Annotated in this window: 32 protein-coding genes and 4 pseudogenes; 7 read left to right on the top strand and 29 right to left on the bottom strand. The window is 39.6% G+C overall.

The features are described 5' to 3' along the window. Window positions 1–76: 76 nt before the first annotated feature. Window positions 77–1,156 (top strand): anaerobic sulfatase maturase, encoded by a 1,080-nt coding sequence (locus DV417_RS03575; RefSeq protein ID WP_065246519.1) that lies wholly within the window; start codon window positions 77–79, stop codon window positions 1,154–1,156. 121 nt (window positions 1,157–1,277) lie between these two features. Beyond that, a complete protein-coding gene (locus DV417_RS03580; RefSeq protein WP_065246518.1) occupies window positions 1,278–1,874 on the top strand; it encodes a Crp/Fnr family transcriptional regulator in 597 nt (198 codons plus the stop codon). A 120-nt stretch (window positions 1,875–1,994) separates the two neighbouring features. On the opposite strand, the gene rplQ is transcribed toward DV417_RS03580, so the two are convergent. The 18 genes and pseudogenes from rplQ to DV417_RS03670 form a co-directional block, all read right to left on the bottom strand. After that, window positions 1,995–2,381 carry a 50S ribosomal protein L17 gene (rplQ, locus tag DV417_RS03585; RefSeq protein WP_005625863.1) on the bottom strand — a complete coding sequence of 129 codons (387 nt, stop codon included), beginning with the start codon at window positions 2,379–2,381 and terminating at the stop codon, window positions 1,995–1,997. A 40-nt stretch (window positions 2,382–2,421) separates the two neighbouring features. Then, window positions 2,422–3,411: a DNA-directed RNA polymerase subunit alpha gene (locus DV417_RS03590; RefSeq protein WP_005625865.1), complete on the bottom strand. Its 990-nt coding sequence runs from the start codon at window positions 3,409–3,411 to the stop codon at window positions 2,422–2,424. 31 nt (window positions 3,412–3,442) lie between these two features. Then, window positions 3,443–4,063, bottom strand: coding sequence for a 30S ribosomal protein S4 (gene rpsD / locus DV417_RS03595; RefSeq protein ID WP_005625866.1), 621 nt, complete (start codon window positions 4,061–4,063; stop codon window positions 3,443–3,445). A gap of 29 nt (window positions 4,064–4,092) precedes the next feature. Beyond that, window positions 4,093–4,482, bottom strand: coding sequence for a 30S ribosomal protein S11 (gene rpsK, locus DV417_RS03600; RefSeq protein WP_005543603.1), 390 nt, complete (start codon window positions 4,480–4,482; stop codon window positions 4,093–4,095). A gap of 16 nt (window positions 4,483–4,498) precedes the next feature. Continuing rightward, window positions 4,499–4,855, bottom strand: coding sequence for a 30S ribosomal protein S13 (gene rpsM / locus DV417_RS03605; RefSeq protein ID WP_005625867.1), 357 nt, complete (start codon window positions 4,853–4,855; stop codon window positions 4,499–4,501). Between the two features lie 141 nt (window positions 4,856–4,996). Further along, entirely contained in the window at window positions 4,997–5,110 is a 114-nt protein-coding gene (gene rpmJ, locus DV417_RS03610) for a 50S ribosomal protein L36 (RefSeq protein ID WP_005625868.1), read from the bottom strand. Window positions 5,111–5,138: 28 nt separating this feature from the next. Next, on the bottom strand, window positions 5,139–6,464 hold the full coding sequence (gene secY / locus DV417_RS03615) for a preprotein translocase subunit SecY (RefSeq protein WP_005625869.1): 1,326 nt from the start codon (window positions 6,462–6,464) through the stop codon (window positions 5,139–5,141). 7 nt (window positions 6,465–6,471) lie between these two features. Then, the gene (gene rplO, locus DV417_RS03620; protein WP_005625870.1) at window positions 6,472–6,906 is read right to left on the bottom strand and encodes a 50S ribosomal protein L15; all 435 of its coding nucleotides are present in this window, start codon (window positions 6,904–6,906) and stop codon (window positions 6,472–6,474) included. A gap of 3 nt (window positions 6,907–6,909) precedes the next feature. Beyond that, window positions 6,910–7,089, bottom strand: a complete 180-nt coding sequence (gene rpmD, locus DV417_RS03625; protein WP_118878588.1) for a 50S ribosomal protein L30 — start codon at window positions 7,087–7,089, stop codon at window positions 6,910–6,912. A 6-nt stretch (window positions 7,090–7,095) separates the two neighbouring features. Then, entirely contained in the window at window positions 7,096–7,596 is a 501-nt protein-coding gene (rpsE, locus tag DV417_RS03630) for a 30S ribosomal protein S5 (RefSeq protein WP_005625871.1), read from the bottom strand. 14 nt (window positions 7,597–7,610) lie between these two features. Further along, complete coding sequence (gene rplR, locus DV417_RS03635; RefSeq protein ID WP_005625873.1) at window positions 7,611–7,964, bottom strand: 50S ribosomal protein L18; 354 nt, start codon at window positions 7,962–7,964, stop codon at window positions 7,611–7,613. Window positions 7,965–7,977: 13 nt separating this feature from the next. Beyond that, window positions 7,978–8,511, bottom strand: a complete 534-nt coding sequence (gene rplF / locus DV417_RS03640; protein WP_009500767.1) for a 50S ribosomal protein L6 — start codon at window positions 8,509–8,511, stop codon at window positions 7,978–7,980. 15 nt (window positions 8,512–8,526) lie between these two features. Beyond that, window positions 8,527–8,919, bottom strand: a complete 393-nt coding sequence (rpsH, locus tag DV417_RS03645; protein ID WP_005625877.1) for a 30S ribosomal protein S8 — start codon at window positions 8,917–8,919, stop codon at window positions 8,527–8,529. A 36-nt stretch (window positions 8,920–8,955) separates the two neighbouring features. Further along, on the bottom strand, window positions 8,956–9,261 hold the full coding sequence (rpsN, locus tag DV417_RS03650; protein WP_005625879.1) for a 30S ribosomal protein S14: 306 nt from the start codon (window positions 9,259–9,261) through the stop codon (window positions 8,956–8,958). Window positions 9,262–9,272: 11 nt separating this feature from the next. Continuing rightward, on the bottom strand, window positions 9,273–9,812 hold the full coding sequence (rplE, locus tag DV417_RS03655; RefSeq protein WP_118878589.1) for a 50S ribosomal protein L5: 540 nt from the start codon (window positions 9,810–9,812) through the stop codon (window positions 9,273–9,275). Between the two features lie 17 nt (window positions 9,813–9,829). Further along, on the bottom strand, window positions 9,830–10,141 hold the full coding sequence (gene rplX, locus DV417_RS03660) for a 50S ribosomal protein L24 (protein ID WP_005635734.1): 312 nt from the start codon (window positions 10,139–10,141) through the stop codon (window positions 9,830–9,832). 10 nt (window positions 10,142–10,151) lie between these two features. Continuing rightward, window positions 10,152–10,523, bottom strand: coding sequence for a 50S ribosomal protein L14 (gene rplN, locus DV417_RS03665; protein ID WP_005548786.1), 372 nt, complete (start codon window positions 10,521–10,523; stop codon window positions 10,152–10,154). 273 nt (window positions 10,524–10,796) lie between these two features. After that, window positions 10,797–11,291, bottom strand: a pseudogene (locus tag DV417_RS03670) (hypothetical protein). Between the two features lie 456 nt (window positions 11,292–11,747). On the opposite strand from DV417_RS03670, the pseudogene DV417_RS03675 reads away from it, so the two are divergent. Both DV417_RS03675 and DV417_RS03680 read left to right on the top strand, forming a co-directional pair. Further along, a pseudogene (locus tag DV417_RS03675) lies at window positions 11,748–12,398 on the top strand (IS1595 family transposase). Window positions 12,399–12,536: 138 nt separating this feature from the next. Continuing rightward, the gene (locus DV417_RS03680) at window positions 12,537–12,698 is read left to right on the top strand and encodes a YjzC family protein (protein ID WP_118878590.1); all 162 of its coding nucleotides are present in this window, start codon (window positions 12,537–12,539) and stop codon (window positions 12,696–12,698) included. 157 nt (window positions 12,699–12,855) lie between these two features. On the opposite strand, the pseudogene hisB reads toward DV417_RS03680, so the two are convergent. Both hisB and DV417_RS03690 read right to left on the bottom strand, forming a co-directional pair. Next, window positions 12,856–13,940 (bottom strand): annotated as a pseudogene (gene hisB, locus DV417_RS03685) (bifunctional histidinol-phosphatase/imidazoleglycerol-phosphate dehydratase HisB). 123 nt (window positions 13,941–14,063) lie between these two features. After that, a pseudogene (locus tag DV417_RS03690) lies at window positions 14,064–14,507 on the bottom strand (aminotransferase class I/II-fold pyridoxal phosphate-dependent enzyme); the annotation flags it as partial. Between the two features lie 115 nt (window positions 14,508–14,622). Between DV417_RS03690 and DV417_RS03695 the strand changes: the two are divergent. The 3 genes from DV417_RS03695 to DV417_RS09655 all read left to right on the top strand — a co-directional run bounded on the left by DV417_RS03695 (window position 14,623) and on the right by DV417_RS09655 (window position 15,722). Further along, window positions 14,623–14,916, top strand: coding sequence for a hypothetical protein (locus tag DV417_RS03695; RefSeq protein ID WP_192878538.1), 294 nt, complete (start codon window positions 14,623–14,625; stop codon window positions 14,914–14,916). Next, window positions 14,904–15,410: an IS3 family transposase gene (locus DV417_RS03700; RefSeq protein WP_239990470.1), complete on the top strand. Its 507-nt coding sequence runs from the start codon at window positions 14,904–14,906 to the stop codon at window positions 15,408–15,410. The genes DV417_RS03695 and DV417_RS03700 overlap by 13 nt, the downstream gene beginning before the upstream one ends. A gap of 90 nt (window positions 15,411–15,500) precedes the next feature. After that, window positions 15,501–15,722 (top strand): IS3 family transposase, encoded by a 222-nt coding sequence (locus DV417_RS09655; protein WP_420897215.1) that lies wholly within the window; start codon window positions 15,501–15,503, stop codon window positions 15,720–15,722. 115 nt (window positions 15,723–15,837) lie between these two features. On the opposite strand, the gene rpsQ is transcribed toward DV417_RS09655, so the two are convergent. From rpsQ to rplD, 9 genes are read right to left on the bottom strand one after another with little or no spacing between them, the layout of a single operon-like run. Beyond that, entirely contained in the window at window positions 15,838–16,095 is a 258-nt protein-coding gene (gene rpsQ, locus DV417_RS03710; protein WP_105875902.1) for a 30S ribosomal protein S17, read from the bottom strand. Further along, on the bottom strand, window positions 16,095–16,286 hold the full coding sequence (gene rpmC, locus DV417_RS03715) for a 50S ribosomal protein L29 (protein WP_005625888.1): 192 nt from the start codon (window positions 16,284–16,286) through the stop codon (window positions 16,095–16,097). The genes rpsQ and rpmC overlap by 1 nt, the downstream gene beginning before the upstream one ends. After that, a complete protein-coding gene (rplP, locus tag DV417_RS03720; protein ID WP_005625890.1) occupies window positions 16,286–16,696 on the bottom strand; it encodes a 50S ribosomal protein L16 in 411 nt (136 codons plus the stop codon). The genes rpmC and rplP overlap by 1 nt, the downstream gene beginning before the upstream one ends. A 13-nt stretch (window positions 16,697–16,709) precedes the next feature. Continuing rightward, window positions 16,710–17,417, bottom strand: a complete 708-nt coding sequence (gene rpsC, locus DV417_RS03725; RefSeq protein WP_005625894.1) for a 30S ribosomal protein S3 — start codon at window positions 17,415–17,417, stop codon at window positions 16,710–16,712. 17 nt (window positions 17,418–17,434) lie between these two features. Next, the gene (gene rplV / locus DV417_RS03730; RefSeq protein WP_005625897.1) at window positions 17,435–17,767 is read right to left on the bottom strand and encodes a 50S ribosomal protein L22; all 333 of its coding nucleotides are present in this window, start codon (window positions 17,765–17,767) and stop codon (window positions 17,435–17,437) included. 11 nt (window positions 17,768–17,778) lie between these two features. Further along, the gene (gene rpsS, locus DV417_RS03735; RefSeq protein ID WP_005539416.1) at window positions 17,779–18,054 is read right to left on the bottom strand and encodes a 30S ribosomal protein S19; all 276 of its coding nucleotides are present in this window, start codon (window positions 18,052–18,054) and stop codon (window positions 17,779–17,781) included. Between the two features lie 25 nt (window positions 18,055–18,079). After that, on the bottom strand, window positions 18,080–18,901 hold the full coding sequence (gene rplB, locus DV417_RS03740; RefSeq protein ID WP_005625898.1) for a 50S ribosomal protein L2: 822 nt from the start codon (window positions 18,899–18,901) through the stop codon (window positions 18,080–18,082). Between the two features lie 17 nt (window positions 18,902–18,918). Further along, window positions 18,919–19,218 carry a 50S ribosomal protein L23 gene (gene rplW, locus DV417_RS03745; protein WP_005625900.1) on the bottom strand — a complete coding sequence of 100 codons (300 nt, stop codon included), beginning with the start codon at window positions 19,216–19,218 and terminating at the stop codon, window positions 18,919–18,921. Continuing rightward, window positions 19,215–19,817: a 50S ribosomal protein L4 gene (rplD, locus tag DV417_RS03750; RefSeq protein ID WP_005625901.1), complete on the bottom strand. Its 603-nt coding sequence runs from the start codon at window positions 19,815–19,817 to the stop codon at window positions 19,215–19,217. The genes rplW and rplD overlap by 4 nt, the downstream gene beginning before the upstream one ends. Window positions 19,818–19,825 lie beyond the last annotated feature (8 nt).

A 19,825-nucleotide genomic window follows, 5' to 3' on the forward strand; every position in this document is an offset into this window, starting at 1 on the left:
AGCATATCTTATGATCAGCATCATATACACTTAAAAATATTCTGTTATGATGAAAAAAATAGAAAGGATATGATGTATGAACGCATTTCAATTAATGGCAAAACCTACTGGCTCAATTTGTAATTTAGATTGCCAGTATTGCTTTTACTTGGAAAAACCTCATTTAAATCAACGAGCCATGAGTGATGAGGTATTAGAAACCTATATCAAATCTTACATAGAAACAGCCCCTCAACAACAAGTAACTTTCCTCTGGCAAGGCGGCGAGCCAACCATGGCAGGCCTTGATTTCTATAAAAGAGCGGTCGATTTTCAGCATAAATATGCTAATGGGAAACAAATTGAAAATTCGCTACAAACCAATGGTGTATTACTTAATGCCGATTGGTGCCGTTTTCTGCATGATCATAATTTTCTTGTCGGGCTTTCTATAGATGGTCCAGAACACTTACATGATACCTATCGTTTAACTAAAAATAGCAAAGGCACATTTCAACAAGTAATAGATGCACTAGATTTACTACATAACTATCAAGTGTCTTTTAATACTCTCACAGTAGTGCATAATCTAAATGTCCTACATGGCAAAGAAATCTATCATTTTCTAAAACGAATTGGATCGCCATATATGCAATTTATTCCACTAATGGGAGATTATAAGCAACAAGCCTCTGCAAAGGATTATGGCCAGTTTCTAATTAATATTTTTGATGAATGGTACGCTAATGATGTAGGAAAAATTGGGATTCAGTTTATTGAACAATGGTTTATGGCCTATCTTGGATTACAACCTAATTTATGTATTTTTCGTGAAACCTGCGGAGATCAATTAGTTATTGAACAAAATGGGGATATTTATAGTTGCGATCATTATGTTTACCCTGAGTACAAGTTAGGAAACCTAATAGAAACACCACTAGTAACATTAGTTGATAACATAAAACAAAAACATTTCGGTTCAGCGAAATCCTTTCTTTCCGAACGATGCAAAAGCTGTAAATTTCGTTTTGCCTGTCATGGAGGTTGTCCCAAACATCGAACGGTTCAAGGATTTGGAAAACCACATAATCAACTCTGCGAAGCCTATTATATGGCGCTCTCTCACATGGAACCCTATTTGAAAGAATTTGCAAAATGCTTTGGTAAAGCAAAATAATATTATTCATTTAAAATAAAAATTTTGTTACCAAGTTAACACTTTTAAAACTTGCTTATAGCAGATAAAAACAGAAATTTGTATAGTAACCTAAAGTTGTTTATGTATTAAAAGGATATTTATGTCAAGCTCATCACCTTATTTACCTCAAAACTTACAACAATGCATTATTTCTGAAAGTAAAACACTAGGGAAAAATAGCTTAATTTATACTCAAGGTGAAAAACCTAAAGAATTTTATTTTTTAAAACAAGGGTTAGTCGGGCTTTATCATAGCTTAGAAAATGGTAAAGAAACCTTGATTCGACTTTATCATGCTAATGAATATTTTGGGTTTAGAACAATCTTTAGTGAAACAACTTATCATTGTAGTGCAAAGGTATTACTAGAAGCAGATATTATTCGTATATTTCCTGGAAATCACACTACTTTTATCGCAAATAATCCTGATTTTTCCCGCTATCTTATGAAACAACTTTCGAATGAATTATATGACGCAGAACACCGAGTAAGTAATACAGCCTATAAACGAAGCTACGAACGTATAATTGATGCAATTGAAAATTTAACTGAAAGTTATCCCGATTATCCTTGGACCTACCGAGAAGTAGCTGAATTTTGTGGATGTGAAACAGAAACTGCTATTCGTATTAGTCAAGAATTAAAGAAACAAGGAATTCTAGACAAAAATACAAGGCATTTAAGAATCTGCTCTTAAATTCAAGATTATGGTTTTGGGCTATCTATCCAAATAATATTTCAGTAAATAAAGCGCTTTTTACTTACATATAAAATAAAAAAGCTCACTATAAAGTGAGCTTTTCCTTTGAATTGATTTTTATTCCTCAGTAGCTGCTTCAGCAACTTCTGGGCGATCAACTAACTCAATGTATGCCATTGGTGCATTATCGCCTACACGGAAACCACATTTCAAAATGCGAGTGTAACCACCTGCACGTTGAGCAAAACGTGGACCTAATTCATTAAATAATTTTGCAACAGTTTCAACGTTGCGAGTACGAGCGAATGCTAAACGACGGTTTGCAACGCTATCTACTTTTGCTAATGTAATTAACGGTTCAACTACACGGCGTAATTCTTTAGCTTTAGGCAAAGTAGTCTTAATGATTTCATGACTAACTAAAGCACTTGCTAAGTTACGAAACATCGCTTGGCGATGGCTGCTATTACGGTTTAGTTGACGACCACTCTTACGATGGCGCATGATCTTATCCTTCTCAGAAAAATCTTAACCTATGACCAAACTAGTCTTCAGCAATACTTGCTGGTGGCCAATTCTCAAGGCGCATACCAAGTGACAAGCCACGTGAAGCGAGCACATCCTTAATTTCAGTAAGAGATTTCTTACCAAGATTAGGTGTTTTTAATAATTCAACTTCTGTACGTTGTACTAAATCACCGATATAATGAATTGTTTCTGCTTTCAAACAGTTAGCAGAACGAACTGTCAACTCTAAATCATCTACAGGACGTAATAAAATCGGATCAAATTCCGGTTTTTCTTCCTTAATCTCAGGTTGACGAACATCACGCAAATCAACGAATGCATCGAGTTGCTCTGCTAAGATTGTTGCAGCACGACGAATTGCTTCTTCGGGCTCAAGCGTACCATTAGTTTCTAACTCAATAACAAGTTTATCTAGGTCAGTACGTTGTTCAACACGAGCGGCCTCAACATTATATGCAATGCGATCAACTGGGCTGTAACAAGCATCAACAAGTAAGCGACCAATTGGACGCTCCTCTGCTTGACTATGAGTGCGAGCCGAAGCTGGAACATATCCTCTACCACGCTGAACTCGAATACGCATACTGATTGATGCATTTTCGTCAGTTAAGTGACAGATTACATGATTCGGATTCACAATTTCAACATCACCATCATGGGTGATATCCGCTGCAACAACAGGGCCAATTCCAGATTTATTTAGTGTCAGAATAACATCATCTTTATTCTGTACTTTAACCGCTAGACCTTTAAGGTTTAAAAGAACTTCAAGAATATCTTCTTGAACACCTTCCTTACTACTATATTCGTGCAATACGCCGTCAATTTCCACTTCAGTTACAGCACAACCTGGCATTGAAGACAGAAGGATACGACGTAATGCATTACCTAGAGTATGGCCAAAACCACGCTCTAACGGCTCTAAGATCACTTTAGCATGAGTTGAACTAATTTGTTCAATATCTACTAAACGTGGTTTTAAAAATTCTGTAACAGAACCCTGCATTTTATCCTCTCTTTGCTTTTAAGCTTAACTATTATTTAGAGTAAAGCTCAACGATCAGATGTTCGTTAATATCTGCTGATAAATCAGAACGTTCAGGAACACGTTTGAACACACCTTCCATTTTTGCAGAATCAACTTCTAACCATGTTGGTTTTTCTCTTTGTTCTGCTAATTCTAATGACGCTTTAATACGTGCTTGTTTTTTAGATTTCTCACGAACAGCAACAACATCATTTACAGAAACTTGGAAAGATGGAATGTTAACAACACGACCATTTACAACAATCGCTTTATGGCTCACTAATTGGCGAGCTTCTGCACGAGTTGCAGCAAATCCCATGCGATAAACAACGTTATCCAATCTACCTTCTAATAACACTAATAAATTCTCACCAGTGTTACCTTTTAAACGGTTTGCTTCTTTATAGTAGTTACGGAATTGACGTTCTAAAATACCATAGATACGACGAACTTTTTGTTTTTCACGTAATTGACTACCATAGTCAGACAAACGCGGTTTACGAGCACCATGTTGACCAGGTGCTGTATCAATTTTACATTTTGAATCAATCGCACGCACGCCTGATTTAAGAAATAAATCAGTACCTTCACGACGGCTGAGCTTGAGTTTTGGACCCAAATATCTTGCCATTTTCTTTCTCCAACTATCCTATATACGTCTTAAACACGACGTTTTTTCGGTGGACGACAACCGTTATGAGGAATCGGAGTCACATCAGTAATATTCGTGATACGGAAACCCGCTGCGTTTAACGCGCGAATTGTAGATTCACGACCTGGACCCGGACCTTTAACCATAACTTCCAAGTTCTTTAAGCCGAATTCTTTAACAATTTCAGCACAACGTTCAGCAGCAACTTGCGCAGCGAACGGGGTAGATTTACGAGAACCACGGAAACCTGAACCACCTGCAGTCGCCCATGCTAGAGCGTTACCTTGACGGTCAGTAATAGTAACGATTGTATTATTGAAAGATGCGTGAATATGTGCTACGCCATCTACGACTTGTTTTTTTACACGTTTACGTGCACGAACTGGTGTTTTAGCCATTCTTTATTTACCCCGACTATTTTTTGATCGGCTTACGTGGACCCTTACGGGTACGCGCATTAGTTTTAGTACGTTGACCACGTACCGGTAAACTACGACGGTGACGTAAACCACGATAACAACCTAAGTCTAAAAGACGTTTGATGTTTAATGTTACTTCACGACGTAAATCACCTTCAACGGTAAATTTACCAACTTCGTCACGCAGTTTGTCAATCTGCTCTTCAGACAATTCTCTGATCTTAACATCTTCAGCAATACCCGCCGCAGCACAAATAGCTTTTGAACGAGTCTTACCGATACCGTAAATTGCAGTTAAAGCGATTACAGCGTGTTTGTGATCAGGAATGTTAATGCCTGCAATACGGGCCACTATGCACTCCTATTATTTTAACTAATTTGATATTCTGATCTTGAAAAGCCCGTTTTCAGGATACTCAAACAGAATACCAAGGACATAAATGAGCTGAGCAGTATAACTGCTCAACTGGTTCTTTGCAAGAAAAAATATGAATTAACCTTGACGTTGTTTATGCTTAGGATCGCTGCACAATACACGCACAACACCTTCACGTTTAACAATTTTACAGTTACGACACATTTTCTTTACGGAAGCACGAACTTTCATTGCTTATCCTTTTCTACTAAATGAACAATTATTGTCCAAAACCTTTAAGGTTTGCTTTTTTCAACGCAGATTCATATTGAGACGACATTAAGTGACTCTGAACCTGCACGATGAAATCCATAATTACAACGACTACAATTAAAAGAGATGTTCCACCGAAGTAAAATTTTACATCCCAAGCCGATGTCATAATATAAGGAACTAAACACACAAACGTTACATAAAGACCGCCAATTAGTGTAAGACGAGTCATAACTTTATCAATATAACGAGATGTTTGTTCCCCTGGTCTAATTCCTGGAATAAATGCACCAGATTTTTTTAGATTATCTGCTGTATCTCGCGGATTATACTGCATTGCAGTGTAAAAGAAGCTAAAGAAAATAATTGCTACAGCATAAACAAGCAAATAAAGAGGTTGCCCCGGATTCAACAGCATAGATAAGTTATTTAACCACTCAAACTTATCATTTTGTCCAAACCATTGAGTTAAGGTAGCAGGAAATAAAATAATACTTGAGGCAAAAATTGCCGGCATTACGTTTGCCATATTTACTTTCAATGGTAAATGTGTCGAATGACCACCTAAAATTTGACGACCTTGTTGACGCTTTGCATATTCAACGCGAATTCTACGCTGTCCTCTTTCAACAAAAACAACGAAATAAGTTACTGCAAATACAATAGCTGCGATAAGAAGAAGCACTAATGGATGCATCTGTCCTTGACGAGCCTGCTCAATAGTTTGAAGTATAGCTGATGGTAAACCAGCTACGATACCGCCAAAAACAAGAATTGAAATACCGTTACCAATACCTCTTTCAGTAATTTGTTCACCTAACCACATGAGGAACATAGTTCCAGTTACTAAGCTAACAACTGAAGTAAAGTAAAAACCAAATCCAACATTTGGCACTAAGCCAGGTAACATATTTGGTAAACCTGTTGAAATAGCTACTGCCTGAATGGTTGCAAAAACAACTGTCGCATACCGAGTATACTTAGAAATTTTACGTTGACCAGCAGCACCTTCTTTCTTTAATTCTGCTAAAGCAGGAGAAACCGTTGCAAGCAACTGAATTACAATAGATGCCGAGATATACGGCATAATACCTAATGCTAAGATAGATGCACGGCTTAATGCACCACCAGAGAACATATTAAACATGTCAATGATGGTGCCTTTTTGTTGTTCAACTAATTGAGCTAGCACAGCCGCATCAATACCAGGAACCGGAATGAAAGAACCAATTCGGTAAACGATAAGCGCACCTAAAACGAAAAGTAATCGGCTTTTTAATTCACCTTTACCGCTATTAGTACTTCTTGCTTGATAACCTGGTTGTTTAGCCATTTGCTAATTATTCCTCAACTGAACCGCCAGCAGCTTCAATCGCTGCTTTTGCACCCTTAGTTACACGCAAACCACGAACTGTTACTGCAGATTTCACTTCACCCGCTAAAACTACTTTAGCGAATTGGATATCTTTAGTTAAGATATTTGCTGCTTTTAATGTTTCTAAGGTTACTACATTACCTTCAACTTTGGTTAACTCATTCAAACGAACTTCTGCAGTTACTGCAGCTTTCATTGAAGTAAAACCAAATTTTGGTAAACGACGGTATAACGGCATCTGACCACCTTCGAAACCGCGACGAACACCGCCACCAGTACGAGATTTTTGACCTTTATGACCACGGCCACCAGTCTTGCCTAAACCTGAACCAATACCACGACCGAGGCGTTTAGCGCTATGCTTTGCACCTTCAGCCGGAGATAGAGTATTTAAACGCATCTCTTACTCCTCCACTTTAACCATGTATGAAACTTGGTTAATCATACCACGTACTGCAGGCGTATCAATTAACTCAACAGTGTGGTGCATATGGCGAAGACCAAGACCACGCAAGGTAGTTTTATGCTTCGGTAAACGAGCAATTGAGCTACGAACTTGTGTTACTTTAATAGTTTTAGCCATTATTCATTACCCCAAGATTTCATCAACAGTTTTACCGCGTTTTGCAGCAACCATTTCTGGTGATTTCATGTTTGCTAATGCATCAATAGTTGCACGAACAACGTTAATTGGGTTGGTAGAACCATACGCTTTAGAAAGAACATTGCGTACACCTGCAACTTCCAATACTGCACGCATTGCACCACCAGCGATGATACCTGTACCTTCGCTTGCTGGTTGCATAAATACACGTGAACCAGTATGAACACCTTTAACTGGATGCTGTAATGTACCTTCATTCAAAGCAACGTTAATCATATTACGACGTGCTTTTTCCATTGCTTTTTGGATCGCTGCTGGAACTTCGCGTGCTTTACCATAACCAAAACCTACTCGGCCATTACCATCGCCCACCACAGTTAATGCAGTGAAACTCATAATACGACCACCTTTTACAGTTTTTGATACACGGTTTACTGCGATTAGCTTCTCTTGCAGTTCACCAACTTGTTTTTCGATGTTTGACATCTCAATTTACCTCATTAGAACTGTAGACCAGCTTCACGTGCAGCGTCCGCTAAAGTTTGGACACGACCATGATATTTAAAACCGGAACGATCAAAAGCAACAGCTTGAACGCCTTTTGCTAATGCGCGTTCTGCAACAGCTTTACCTACTGCAGCAGCAGCATCTTTATTACCGGTGTATTTTACTTGCTCACGAATTGCTTTCTCAACAGTTGAAGCAGCGGCAAGCACTTCTGAACCGTTTGGTGCAATAACTTGTGCATAAATATGACGTGGAGTGCGGTGAATAACTAAACGAGTTACACCTTGCTCTCTCATCATATGACGAGCACGAGCTGCACGACGGATACGAGCTGATTTCTTATCCATAGTGTTACCTTAATTATTTCTTCTTAGCCTCTTTGATACGTACCACTTCATCAGCGTAACGTACCCCTTTACCTTTATAAGGTTCAGGACGGCGATAAGCACGAATATCTGCTGCAACTTGACCGATCAACTGTTTGTCTGCACCTTTCAACACGATTTCGGTTTGAGATGGACATTCTGCAGTAATACCTGCCGGCAAAGTGTGCTCTACTGGGTGAGAATAACCTAAACTTAATGCAATTGCATTGCCTTTAAGTTGAGCTCTGTAACCTACACCCACCAATACTAATTTTTTAGTGAAACCTTCAGTAACGCCGATAACCATTGCATTAACTAATGCACGAGCAGTACCCGATTGAGCATTTGCTTCAACAAAACCTTCACGCGGAGTGAACGTAAATTGTCCGTTATCTTGTTTTACTTCAACTGATTCATGAATTGTGCGAGATAACTCGCCATTTTTACCTTTTACTGTTAATAGCTGACCGTCGAGTTTAACTTCAACGCCGGCAGGAATATTAACAGGTGCCTTTGCAACACGAGACATTTTCCTACCTCTCTATTAAGCTACATAACAGATGATCTCACCGCCTAAACCTGCTTGACGAGCAGCGCGGTCAGTCATAACACCTTTAGATGTAGAAATAACTGCAACACCTAAACCGCCCATAACTTTTGGTAATTCATCTTTACGTTTGTAAATACGAAGACCAGGACGACTTACACGTTGGATGCTTTCTACAACTGGTTTGCCTTGGAAATATTTTAAAGTAATTTCCAATTCAGGTTTAGCACCTTCTAAAACTTTTACGCTTTCGATATAACCTTCAGCAGCTAATACGTTGGCAATTGCCACTTTTAGCTTGGAAGAAGGCATATTGATTGCAACTTTGTTCGCAGCTTGACCGTTACGAATACGGGTCAGCATATCTGCGATTGGATCTTGCATACTCATTGTACTTTTTCTCCGATTCCAAAATAAAGTGGTATATTACCAGCTCGCTTTTTTAAGACCTGGGATTTCACCGCGCATTGCAGCTTCACGAACCTTAATTCGGCTTAAACCAAACTTACGTAAAACGCCATGAGGACGTCCAGTTTGTCGGCAACGGTTACGTTGACGAGATGGGCTAGAATCACGTGGTAAAGTTTGTAACTTTAACACTGCATCCCAACGATCTTCATCAGAGGCATTGACATCAGAAATGATTTTCTTTAATTCAACACGTTTTGCGTAGAATTTTTCAGCCAATTTAACGCGTTTTACATCGCGTGCTTTCATTGATTGTTTAGCCATTATAACCTGCCTTATTTACGGAATGGGAAATTAAAGGCAGCAAGTAGTGCTTGACCTTCTTCATCATTCTTACCAGTAGTTGTGATAGTGATATCTAAACCACGTACACGATCTACTTTATCGTAATCGATTTCAGGGAAGATGATTTGTTCACGCACACCCATGCTATAGTTACCACGACCATCGAATGATTTCGCGCTTAAACCGCGGAAGTCACGAATACGTGGAACAGCAATTGTAATTAAACGTTCAAAGAACTCCCACATACGCTCACCGCGTAGTGTTACTTTACAACCGATTGGATATCCCTGACGGATTTTAAAGCCAGCAACAGATTTACGAGCTTTAGTTACTAAAGGTTTTTGACCGCTGATTGCTGCTAAGTCCGCTACTGCGTTGTCTAGCAATTTTTTGTCGGTCAATGCTTCACCCACACCCATATTCAGGGTAATCTTTTCGATTCGTGGGACTTGCATGACAGATTTGTAGCCGAATTTATTTTTTAATTCGCTTACTACTTGATCTCTGTAGTAATCATGCAGTTTCGCCATCGCATTACTCCAGTTTGTTAGATAATTTCATTGTTAGATTTGAAGAAACGTACTTTTTTGCCGTCTTCGAATCTAAAACCTACACGGTCAGCTTTATTTGTTTTAGGATTGAAAATCGCAACATTTGAAGCATCAATTGCAGCTTCTTTTTTTACTAAACCACCAGCCTTTCCTAATGCAGGAACTGGTTTTTCATGCTTAGTAATGATGTTGATACCTTCAACAAACACTTTACCGTTTGGTAACACTTTAGTTACCTTGCCACGTTTGCCCTTATCTTTACCAGTAAGAACAATTACTTCATCATTTTGACGGATTTTAGCAGCCATTACATTCCCCTTACAGTACTTCTGGAGCTAAAGAAATGATCTTCATGAATTTCTCAGAACGAAGTTCACGAGTCACTGGTCCAAAAATACGAGTACCGATTGGTTGCTCAGTGTTATTATTTAAAATTACACAAGCGTTACCATCGAAACGAATAACTGAGCCATCTGGGCGACGAACACCCTTCTTGGTGCGCACAACAACTGCTTTTAATACATCACCTTTTTTCACTTTACCGCGTGGAATTGCTTCTTTTACAGTAATTTTGATGATGTCACCAATCGCAGCATAACGACGGTGCGATCCACCTAGAACCTTGATACACATTACGCTGCGAGCGCCTGAATTATCAGCAACATCCAGCATAGTCTGTTCTTGGATCATATTAGTGCTCCGTTAAGATTAAAAAAACACCCTTTCGGGACGAACCCATCCGCACTATTCGGATAGGAATGGCGGATAGGTGGCGGATTCTATCAAAAGAAAAAGAGAAAGGCAATGATAATTTACCTTCCTCTTCTTAACCTATTTACTAAATAACCTAGGTGAAATTTACCGCACTTTTTAGAATTATAAGATATCCCTATACTCTTAAAAATTCATTGAATGAAAAATAAACTGCAGAAAAAATGAAATGCTCGCTTACCTTAGATAAATTCATAAGTTTTTAGATTTGGGGAAATTTTCCTTGCCTAAAAGACAGAGATACCTATCAAGTTCTTTTAAAGAAAACATTTCTAATTTATAAAATCTTCAAAAATCTAACAAAATCTCTTTAAATTTTCTATAATTCTTTAAATCTTTCCTTTTAAAGGATGAAAATTTATCTACTTTATTAAAATAGAGGAGAACTCTCTCTACATAGTTATCATAAATTGGAAAAACATTTGGATTATGATGGCTACAATATTTAGTCGAAAAAGAATAAAAATACCTTTTGTTATCACCAATCTTTATGTTTCCTAACTCACAAACTAATTTAATATCACCAGCCTTTAAACGTTTATCTAGATCTTTAATACTTAAAATACGTTTTGCAATATGGTGAACAGCAAATATATTTGTACTATAAAAATCATTTTCATCGTAAAACTCTCTGATACAAATCTCCTCTTCTTGAGTAGGAAGATCATGTATTAATATATACTTCATTGTATCAAATAAATGGCACCACCAATCCTAATCTGCATCAGAAATAAATTCATTGTCAGCAATCTCATCTTCTGACATTTGGCTTATCTTTCCAATTTTCTGAGCATTCATAAAGTTTATTAGAGCTCCGTTAAAGTCATTGCTGTTTTTCTCACTTTCGAATTCAAAACCAACTGCTTTTGCTATTTCATCTAATATGAGCCTGACATTGCGATGTCATAACTGTCACATATCTATTTACTTTTTCAATAAAAAACTCATCATACTCAGCGGAGAAATCAGCATCCTTTGAAAAGTTAGAGTTACCAGTTATATGGGAAATAAGGTGATAACTCAAACTCTGAGGGTTTTCCATTTTTCCATAGACAATTCCCAATCTATCCATAATTTCACGTAATATTTTAAGGGGCTGTACTAGATAACTGACAAATTTCCCATTTAGGATACAATATCTCAATGAGAAAAAGTCGTTTAAGTCAGCACAAACAAAATAAACTCATCGAACTCTTCGTAGCAGGTATGACTGCCTGAACAGCGCTGAGCTCGTTAATGTAAACAAAAATACGGCAGCATTTTATTTCCACCGTTTACGCTTACTTATTTATCAAAACAGTCTCCATTTAGAGATGTTTGAAGGTGAAATTGAAGCTGATGAAAGCTACTTAGGAGGTTCTCGAAAAGGTAAACGTGGACGAGGAGCCGCAGGTAAAGTAACAGTATTCGGGCTGCTCAAGCGTAACGGTAAAGTTTATACCGTCGCTGTGCCGAATACTCAATCAGCAACATTGCTCCCAATTATTCGAGAGCAAGTTAAACCTGATAGTATTGTTTACACAGATACTTATCGTAGTTATGATGTGCTTGATGTCAGTGAGTTTAGGTCATTTTCGTATCAATCACAGTACGCATTTTGCGGAAAATCATAACCACATTAACGGAATTGATAATTTTTGGAACCAAGCTAAACGCCATTTACGTAAGTTTAATGGTATTCCTAAAGCTCATTTTGAGCTTTACTTGAAGGAATGTGAATGGCGTTTTAATCACAGTGATATAAAATCTCAAATTATCATTCTAAAACAATTAGTTAAAGGGAGTTTAATCTAGTTATCTAGTACAGCCCCAAATTAATTATTGTGAATACTTGAATTTATTGTATCTGTCCATATTTGTATATCTAAGTATATAACTTTTGTTATATATGATACATGTAGTAACCTTAGCAAATTTTAGAGGAGATGCATTATGAAATATTATCCTGGGGAATCAGTACCTCAATCAGGTATCTATGGACAATATTCTGCAAGTGGCTCAAAAGAAAATGAAGTAACCTGTGTTAAGGGCGAACCATTTCCACCTACACCACGCCCTAATATGTATTACCAATTAGTGAGAGCAACTCGTTAATTAGTATAAAATAACGGAATAACTGACTAATTGTATTAGTCAGTTATTTTTTGCATCTTAAATACCTTGAATTTACCTTTAATTTAGTTAAAACATAAGACTCTCGGTTTAAGAGATTCTATTATAAGATGCCCTTCGAACTCTGTAACGCCTCCCCCTAAACCCTAATCGCCTGTCTCAACGTCCGTCCAAACACCTTAAATAAACTTTCAATTTTGTGGTGATCGTTGTCGCTGGTGGCTTTAAGGTGTAGCGTGGCGAGTAGCGAAAACGCGAGGGATTGGAAGAAATGTTCGGTCAGTTCGGTGCTTAAATTGCCCACTTTATTGCGTTTGAATTTGGCGTTGAATTTGATCCAAGGTCTGCCGGATAAATCTAAGGCACATTCGGCGCGACATTCATCCATCGGAAGTACAAAGCCTAAGCGGGCGATGCCGCGTTTGTCGCCAAGGGATTGTTTCAATGCTTGACCGAGGGCGAGGGAGAGGGAGAGGGAGAGGGAGAGGGAGAGGGCAGTATCTTCCACCGTATGGTGTTCGTCAATCCACAAATCGCCGTTGCATTGTACGTTCATGCGGAATCCACCGTGAGTGGCGATTTGGTCAAGCATATGGTCGAAAAAGCCAACGTCAGTTTTGATTTCGTTAACTCCGGTTTCATCCAACCATACTTGCACTTTAATATCCGTTTCTTTGGTTTTGCGTGCTACTTCTGCATAGCGAGGCGGGCGATTGCCGATGTTGCTGACGGGTTCGTCGAGCAGTTTTTCTGCGATCAGATCCCAGTTTAATTTTTCAGGGTGATATTGTATAGTGGGCGAATACCGAGATTTTCCGCTAACTGGACGTCGGTGGCACGGTCGCCAATCACAAAAGATCTGTCAGGATCGAACAAGTTTTTTTGGATGTATTTTTTCAGCAACTTGGTTTTCGGCTTGCGGCAAGCGCAGTTATCTTCCGGTTTATGCGGGCAAATCAGCACGTCATCAAATTCAATGCCCTGCGATTTAAACAGCGCCATCATGGCGTTATGTGGCTTGTCGAAATCTTCTTTCGGGAAAGAAGCCGTACCGAGCCCGTCTTGATTGGACACCATCACAAAGCGGTATTTGCCTTTGAGCTTGAGCAAAGCAGGAATTACGTTCGGCTCAAATTTCAGTTTTTCCAAACTATCGATCTGAAAATCGGTTTTCAGTTTGTCAATCAGCGTGCCGTCACGGCCGATGAAAAGGGTGGGTTGCATATATTCTTCCTCTGTTTGCCTAGGGTAGCCGAGCTACCCTAGGTTAATGATAAGCCTCCCCCTTTGGGGTAGATGATGTTCTGTTCCCCGAAGGGGAACGCTTATGCTTAACCGTGGGTACAGTTACCCACGGGAAATTGCGTTGATGACACTCCGGCACTCCTCTCTCGTCCCCACCGTAATCCGAATGCAATTTTGCAAGTTTAACACTTTGTTTTGATCACACAGGATAATGCCTTGATCTCACAACGCCTTGAAAACGCGCTCGCCATCTTGGAATTTTATAAGCAAATAATTGGCTTCGCTGTGGTACACGTTTTCCACTTGCGGCAAACCTGCTAAGGCTTCGGCAAGCCACTGACGATTGGCTAAAATCTCCTGTACACGGGCTTGCACAAGGGCGATATCCTCTGCCCGCAAGGCTTGTTCCGCGATGTCGGCGCTTGGCACAGGGATGGGATAAGGGGCAATCACTTTGCTGAGAATTTGGATTAACGACGCATTGGCTAATACAAAACCGCAACGCAATCCTACCAAGGCAAAGGCTTTGGAAAGGGTGCGGATGATCTGCACCCCAAAAGGGGGACTAAACAACCAACAATTGAGGTTCAGATTTTTTATGGGTAAACACTACACAATAGCATTTAAATTACAGGTCCTTCAACCGATCCTAAAAGGAAAAATGAGCATTCGTGAAGCCGCTCGTTTTTACCATATCCCCTCTTCTGACACATTAGTCGGAACCTGGTTGATACACTTTGAAAAAAGTGGCATAAAAGGGCTTATTCCTTATAAACCATCAGGACGACCGCCGATAAAACCTAAATATGCCAGAATGCCTCCTCCACCCAAAACAGAAGAAGACCACTTGCGTCTGAGAATTTTACAGCTTGAAGCAGAGGTCGCTTACCTAAAGGAGTTGAGAAGGCTCAGACTTCAGGACGAAGCCGAGCAACGAAAATTATCCAAAGGTTAAGAACGCATTATCCGCTAAAATGGCTTTTAAGCTTTCCACGGTTAGCGCGTAGTACGTTCTTTTCCCAGCTTCAAATGAAGCCAGATAAAGACAACGCCCTTAAAGCGGCCATTAAAGACATTAAAGCGAAACATCCTGATTATGGCTATCGACGCGTTCATGCCTGTTTGCCAGGTATGAATCATAAAAAAGTCCAACGTTTAATGCAGACACTTGGGCTTCAAGTGCGGTCAAGAAAAAGTAAGAAATTTTCCCCCTATCAAGGCACGATAGGGGTGATAGCATTGAATCATCTTGAACGCGATTTTACGGCTAGCAAGCCAAACCAAAAGTGGGTAACGGATGTGACCGAGTTTAAAGCAAAAGATGGGAGTCAAGTCTATTTATCCCCAATATTAGACTTATTTAACAATGAGATAGTCTCCTATAACCTCAGCTATTCCCCAAACTGGGCACAGGTGGAGAAGATGTTAAAGCTGGCGGTTAAGCGATAAAATAAAACAAGTGGTAGCATTTTACATTCAGACCAAGGCTGGCAATATCAGATGGCGGCTTATCATTAAATTCTTGCTGAGCACGGCATCATACAAAGTATGTCAAGGAAAGGAAACTGTTTGGATAATGCCGCAATGGAAAGTTTCTTTGGACGATTAAAAACGGAATGTTTTTATGGTCGGGAATTTAACAGTAGAGAAGAGATAGTTGATGCCGTCAGAGATTATTTGGATTACTATAACCACCGAAGGATTCAACTAAAATTAAAAGAACTGAGCCCGATACAATATCGAAAACAATCCTTTAAATGACAGTCTAACTTTTTGGGGTCAGTTCAAAATTCATTGAATTTTAACCGCACTTTAAAAACAAAAAAGCCAATAGATTTACACTATTGGCTTTTATTTTATTACTCTTTGTTATTAATTAAGCAATAACTGCTTTCTCAACAACGCGAACTAAAGTCCAAGATTTGGTTTTTGATAGAGGGCGACATTCGCGAATCTCTACGGTATCACCAATTTTGGCTTCATTGTTCTCATCGTGTACATGTAATTTAGTTGTACGACGGATAAATTTACCATATAAAGGGTGTTTTACCTTACGTTCAATAGCAACAACGAAAGATTTTTCCATTTTGTCGCTAACAACTTTACCTTGTACGCTACGAATTTTATCAGTCATTACTCACCCGCCTTTTCGGTTAATACAGTTTTTACACGTGCAATATCACGACGCACTTGCTTAGCCTGATGGGTTTGTTGAAGCTGACCGGTGGCTGTTTGCATACGCAACTTGAATTGTTCACCTAAAAGGTTTACTAATTCAGCATTCAGCTCTTCAACACTTTTTGTACGTAAATCTTGAGCTTTCATTACATCACCGTCTTAGTTACGAAAGTGGTCTTAACTGGCAATTTAGCAGCTGCTAATGCAAATGCGTTTCTTGCTACTTCTTCAGACACACCATCCATTTCATAAAGCACTTTACCCGGTTGGATTAAGGCTACCCAGTACTCAACGTTACCTTTACCTTTACCCATACGGACTTCTAATGGTTTTTCAGTAATTGGTTTATCTGGGAATACACGAATCCAGATTTTACCTTGACGTTTTACTGCACGTGACATTGCACGACGTGCCGCTTCGATTTGACGAGCGGTTAAACGACAACGACCAACTGCTTTTAAACCGTAAGTACCGAAGCTAACTTCAGTACCGCCCGCGATACCACGGTTGCGGCCTTTGTGAACTTTACGGAATTTTGTACGTTTTGGTTGCAACATTTAGCGTTTCTCCTTACTTACGACCTTTACCGCGAGGAGCCTTTTTAGGCTTGTCGGCAGGTTGTTGTTCTGATTGCGCAACGGCAGCCATTCCACCAAGAATTTCACCTTTGAAGATCCACACTTTAACGCCGATTACGCCGTAAGTTGTGTGAGCTTCTGCAGTGTTATAATCGATGTCCGCACGAAGAGTATGTAGAGGTACGCGACCTTCACGATACCATTCTGAACGTGCGATTTCTGCACCACCTAAACGACCGCTAACCTCAACTTTGATACCTTTAGCACCTAAACGCATTGCGCTTTGTACCGCACGTTTCATTGCGCGACGGAACATTACACGACGTTCTAATTGAGAAGCGATGCTATCTGCAACTAATTTCGCATCTAATTCAGGTTTTTTTACTTCAGCAATGTTGATTTGAGCAGGAACGCCAGCGATTTTAGACACTGCGTTACGTAATTTTTCAACATCTTCGCCTTTTTTACCGATTACGATACCAGGACGAGCTGTGTGAATAGTTACACGAATACTTTTAGCTGGACGCTCAATAGTAATACGTGAAACTGAAGCATTTGCTAATTCTTTATTTAAGAATTTGCGTACTTTGAAATCGCCTTCAAGATTGTCAGCGAAGTCTTGTGTATTCGCGAACCAAGTAGAGCTCCAAGGTTTAACAATACCTAGGCGAATACCATGTGGATGTACTTTTTGACCCATTGCTATTCCTCTACTTATTAACGATCTGACACAACCACAGTAATGTGGCTAGTACGTTTTAAAATACGATCTGCACGACCTTTAGCACGTGGCATAACACGTTTCATGCTAGGACCTTCATCAACGAAGATTTTAGCAACTTTAAGATCATCTATATCTGCACCGTCATTGTGCTCTGCGTTTGCAATAGCGGATTCTAAAACTTTCTTCACTAAAGCTGCTGCTTTTTTGTTAGTGAAAGTTAAGATTTCTAATGCTTGCGCAACTTTTTTACCACGAATTAAATCGGCAACTAAGCGAGCTTTTTGGGCAGAAGTGCGAGCGTAACGATGTTTTGCGATAGTTTCCATCTATTTACCTCTTATTTCTTAGCTTTCTTATCTGCCGCGTGACCGCGGTATGTACGAGTCGGTGCAAATTCACCAAGCTTATGACCGATCATTTCATCAGATACATAAACAGGAACGTGCTGACGACCATTATGGACTGCGATGGTCAATCCAATCATTGATGGAATGATCATTGAACGACGGGACCAAGTTTTGATTGGTTTTTTATCCCCGCTTTCCACCGCCTTCTCTACCTTCTTCAACAAGTGTAGGTCAAGGAAAGGACCCTTCTTGAGAGAACGTGGCATGGCTAATCCTCTTTAATTTAATCTATTATTTGCCACGACGACGTACGATATATTTATCAGTACGTTTGTTGTGACGAGTTTTCTTACCTTTGGTTTGAACGCCCCAAGGAGTTACTGGGTGTTTACCAAAGTTACGACCTTCACCACCACCGTGTGGGTGATCTACTGGGTTCATTGCAGTACCACGAACTGTAGGGCGAATGCCTCTCCAGCGGTTAGCACCAGCTTTACCCAATACGCGAAGCATATGTTCTGAGTTACCAACTTCACCGATTGTTGCAACACATTCAGCTAATACTTTACGCATTTCGCCAGAACGTAAACGTAAAGTTACATAGTTGCCTTCACGTGCGATGATTTGTACATAAGCACCAGCAGAACGAGCGATTTGACCGCCTTTACCTGGTTTTAATTCAACGTTATGTACTGTTGAACCAACTGGGATATTACGCATTGGTAATGAGTTACCCACTTTAATTGGTGAGTTTACGCCAGCTTGGATTTGATCGCCTACTGACAGACCTTTAGGTGCTAAGATATAACGGCGTTCACCATCTTTATAAAGCACTAAAGCAATGTTAGCAGAACGGTTTGGATCATATTCTAAACGCTCAACAACCGCTGGGATGTCTAACTTGTTACGTTTGAAATCGATTAAACGGTAGTGTTGTTTGTGACCGCCACCAATGTGACGAGTAGTAATACGACCATAGTTGTTACGACCACCAGTTTTAGATTTAGTATCTAGAAGAGGTGCGTAAGGTTTACCCTTATGTAATTCAGGGTTCACGATTTTAACAACGTGACGACGACCAGCGGAGGTCGGCTTACATTTAACGATAGCCATTCTCTAATTTCCTCCGATTACTCTGCACTGTCCACGAAGTCCAAGTTTTGGCCTTCGGCTAAAGTTACATAAGCTTTTTTCCAGTCGCTGCGACGACCCATTTTGCTACCACGGCGTTTAGTTTTACCTTTAACAACCACAGTACGAACTGAGTCAACTTTTACTTCAAATAATTGAGCAACAGCAGCAGCAATTTCAGCTTTGTTCGCATCTAAAGCAACTTTAAGTACAACAGTGTTAGATTTTTCAGCATTGTTAGTTGCTTTTTCAGAGATGTGCGGTGCACGTAGCACGCTTAGCAAACGTTCTTGACTCATGCTAGGATCTCCTCAATTTGTTTCACAGCGTCAACAGTAACAATCACTTTATCGAAAGCGATTAAGCTAACTGGATCGATACCTTGAACATCACGTACATCAACTTTATATAAGTTACGTGCTGCTAAGAATAGATTTTCATCTAAACTTGCTGTGATAATTAATGCATCTTCAACTGCTAAATCTTTTAATTTTTGTACTAAAACTTTAGTTTTTGGTGCATCTAATTCGAATTTTTCAACAACAACCAAACGGTCTTGACGAACTAATTCAGAAAGAATGCTTTTGATAGCACCACGGTACATTTTCTTGTTCACTTTTTGGCTGTGATCTTGTGGTTTAGCAGCGAAGGTTATACCACCAGAACGCCAGATTGGTGATTTGATATCACCAGCACGAGCACGACCTGTACCTTTTTGACGCCAAGGTTTTTTACCTGAACCAGACACTTCAGCACGAGTTTTTTGCGCACGAGTACCTTGACGCGCACCTGCTGCATAAGCAACAACAACTTGGTGGATCAACGCTTCGTTAAACTCACGTCCGAAGGTAGTTTCAGAAACAGTTAGTGCGTTTGCACCTACAACTTGTAATTCCATCTCTATCT

Source organism: Haemophilus haemolyticus, from assembly GCF_003490935.1.
GTDB classification, from domain to species: domain Bacteria; phylum Pseudomonadota; class Gammaproteobacteria; order Enterobacterales; family Pasteurellaceae; genus Haemophilus; species Haemophilus haemolyticus_M.

Coding starts and splice junctions, on each gene's coding strand:
- DV417_RS03575 (WP_065246519.1), top strand. CDS start 77: ATGAACGCATTTCAATTAATGGCAAAACCTACTGGCTCAATTTGTAAT.
- DV417_RS03580 (WP_065246518.1), top strand. CDS start 1,278: ATGTCAAGCTCATCACCTTATTTACCTCAAAACTTACAACAATGCATT.
- rplQ (WP_005625863.1), bottom strand. CDS start 2,381: ATGCGCCATCGTAAGAGTGGTCGTCAACTAAACCGTAATAGCAGCCAT.
- DV417_RS03590 (WP_005625865.1), bottom strand. CDS start 3,411: ATGCAGGGTTCTGTTACAGAATTTTTAAAACCACGTTTAGTAGATATT.
- rpsD (WP_005625866.1), bottom strand. CDS start 4,063: ATGGCAAGATATTTGGGTCCAAAACTCAAGCTCAGCCGTCGTGAAGGT.
- rpsK (WP_005543603.1), bottom strand. CDS start 4,482: ATGGCTAAAACACCAGTTCGTGCACGTAAACGTGTAAAAAAACAAGTC.
- rpmJ (WP_005625868.1), bottom strand. CDS start 5,110: ATGAAAGTTCGTGCTTCCGTAAAGAAAATGTGTCGTAACTGTAAAATT.
- secY (WP_005625869.1), bottom strand. CDS start 6,464: ATGGCTAAACAACCAGGTTATCAAGCAAGAAGTACTAATAGCGGTAAA.
- rplO (WP_005625870.1), bottom strand. CDS start 6,906: ATGCGTTTAAATACTCTATCTCCGGCTGAAGGTGCAAAGCATAGCGCT.
- rpmD (WP_118878588.1), bottom strand. CDS start 7,089: ATGGCTAAAACTATTAAAGTAACACAAGTTCGTAGCTCAATTGCTCGT.
- rpsE (WP_005625871.1), bottom strand. CDS start 7,596: ATGTCAAACATCGAAAAACAAGTTGGTGAACTGCAAGAGAAGCTAATC.
- rplR (WP_005625873.1), bottom strand. CDS start 7,964: ATGGATAAGAAATCAGCTCGTATCCGTCGTGCAGCTCGTGCTCGTCAT.
- rplF (WP_009500767.1), bottom strand. CDS start 8,511: ATGTCTCGTGTTGCAAAGGCACCTGTTAATATTCCTGCCGGCGTTGAA.
- rpsH (WP_005625877.1), bottom strand. CDS start 8,919: ATGAGTATGCAAGATCCAATCGCAGATATGCTGACCCGTATTCGTAAC.
- rpsN (WP_005625879.1), bottom strand. CDS start 9,261: ATGGCTAAACAATCAATGAAAGCACGCGATGTAAAACGCGTTAAATTG.
- rplE (WP_118878589.1), bottom strand. CDS start 9,812: ATGGCGAAACTGCATGATTACTACAGAGATCAAGTAGTAAGCGAATTA.
- rplX (WP_005635734.1), bottom strand. CDS start 10,141: ATGGCTGCTAAAATCCGTCAAAATGATGAAGTAATTGTTCTTACTGGT.
- rplN (WP_005548786.1), bottom strand. CDS start 10,523: ATGATCCAAGAACAGACTATGCTGGATGTTGCTGATAATTCAGGCGCT.
- DV417_RS03680 (WP_118878590.1), top strand. CDS start 12,537: ATGAAATATTATCCTGGGGAATCAGTACCTCAATCAGGTATCTATGGA.
- DV417_RS03695 (WP_192878538.1), top strand. CDS start 14,623: ATGAGCATTCGTGAAGCCGCTCGTTTTTACCATATCCCCTCTTCTGAC.
- rpsQ (WP_105875902.1), bottom strand. CDS start 16,095: ATGACTGATAAAATTCGTAGCGTACAAGGTAAAGTTGTTAGCGACAAA.
- rpmC (WP_005625888.1), bottom strand. CDS start 16,286: ATGAAAGCTCAAGATTTACGTACAAAAAGTGTTGAAGAGCTGAATGCT.
- rplP (WP_005625890.1), bottom strand. CDS start 16,696: ATGTTGCAACCAAAACGTACAAAATTCCGTAAAGTTCACAAAGGCCGC.
- rpsC (WP_005625894.1), bottom strand. CDS start 17,417: ATGGGTCAAAAAGTACATCCACATGGTATTCGCCTAGGTATTGTTAAA.
- rplV (WP_005625897.1), bottom strand. CDS start 17,767: ATGGAAACTATCGCAAAACATCGTTACGCTCGCACTTCTGCCCAAAAA.
- rpsS (WP_005539416.1), bottom strand. CDS start 18,054: ATGCCACGTTCTCTCAAGAAGGGTCCTTTCCTTGACCTACACTTGTTG.
- rplB (WP_005625898.1), bottom strand. CDS start 18,901: ATGGCTATCGTTAAATGTAAGCCGACCTCCGCTGGTCGTCGTCACGTT.
- rplW (WP_005625900.1), bottom strand. CDS start 19,218: ATGAGTCAAGAACGTTTGCTAAGCGTGCTACGTGCACCGCACATCTCT.
- rplD (WP_005625901.1), bottom strand. CDS start 19,817: ATGGAATTACAAGTTGTAGGTGCAAACGCACTAACTGTTTCTGAAACT.